At 71.9% G+C, this 1324-nt stretch carries 1 protein-coding gene; it reads right to left on the reverse strand.

Annotated elements, in window-relative coordinates:
* Positions 1-10 precede the first annotated feature (10 nt).
* Complete coding sequence (locus PGB27_RS29335; RefSeq protein WP_274203994.1) at positions 11-1198, reverse strand: IS481 family transposase; 1188 nt, start codon at positions 1196-1198, stop codon at positions 11-13.
* Positions 1199-1324: the final 126 nt, after the last annotated feature.

Consider the following 1324-nt stretch of genomic DNA (forward strand, 5'->3'; position numbering starts at 1 on the left):
CAGGTCTGTCTCAGCGCATCGGAGACAGGTTGGTGGTCCGCTGGTAGCGGATGGTGCGGTCGAGGGTAAGGCTGGCGGCGACGGTGTCGTCGATGAGCACGGTGAGGCGGTCGCCCTGCCAGAACACTTCGGCGGTGGCTCCGGCGTGGTGTCGGCCCAGGCCGATGGAGGCGCCGCTGAAGCGGATCACGCCGGTGGTCGAGACGGTGCGGGTGAGGTGTCCGGCCACGTGGGGGGCGGGGCCGGCGGGGTGGGCGGGTTCGGTGGCGTGGAAGCGCTGGGCGGGGGTGTCGCCGTCGAGGGCTTGGTGTCGGCGGTGGTTGTAGCCGCGCCGGTAGGCCTCGAGCAGGGTTTGGAGCTCGTCGAGGGTGTGCGGGGTGGGGCGGGCGGCCAGCCAGCGCTGCAGGGTCTGGTGGGCGCGTTCGTTCTTCCCGCAGGTCTGGGGGTGCCCGACCGAGGAGACGATGGTGGTGATCCCGAGTCGGGCCAGGCGTCGTTCGGTCTCGACCAGGGGCCACTGGCGGCGTTTGCCGGAGAAGGCGGTGCCGTTGTCGGAGAGCACGCAGGCCGGGTGACCGTAGGCGGCGAAGCCCGCGGAGAGGGCCTGCCAGACCGCCTGGCTGTTCTCGCTGGCCGCGGCGTGGCAGGCGATGTCGAGTCGCGAGTGGTCATCGATGATCTGCACGACCGTGGCGCGGGTGCGGTCGGCGAGCTCGGTGGTGGTGCCATCGATCTGCCAGACCGCGTTCGGCGCGGGATGCACGAACCGTCGCCCGCGGTGGGGGCGCTTCCGGGGCTGCGGGGTGATCTGGCCCCGGGCGAGCAGGATGCGGTGGATCGTGGCCCGCGACGGGACCTCGCCGCGCTCGAGCACCGGCCCACCGCCGGGGTGCACCCCGGTGGCGGCAATGTCGAGCAGCCGCCACCGGATTGTCTGGGCGCCGTGGTCCCAGCCCTCGTCGGCGAGTTCCTTGCGGGCACGCACCACCGCTTCGGCGACATGGGCCGGGGTGCTGGTCGGATGGGTGTGTGGCGCCCGCGAGCGCGGTGTCAGGCCCGCGCTGCCGTGCTCGAGGAACCGGTCGAGCTTGCGGTAGAAGACCGCGCGGGACACCCCGCAGTCCCGGCACACCCGACTGACGTTGACCTTCTCGCCGGCAGCGACCCGCGCGACCGCGGCCACGAGCACCGGATCCATCTCGAACCCTGTTCTGCCCACAACCCGGCAGGCTGGCCACGATCACGACCAGCCCACCCGGCGGGCCTACTCAGTGTCCGCGATGTGCTGAGACATCACCTGTCTCCGATGTCCTGAGCACGAGCA

It is taken from the genome of Actinomycetospora lemnae (assembly GCF_028737315.1).
GTDB classification, from domain to species: Bacteria; Actinomycetota; Actinomycetes; order Mycobacteriales; family Pseudonocardiaceae; genus Actinomycetospora; species Actinomycetospora lemnae.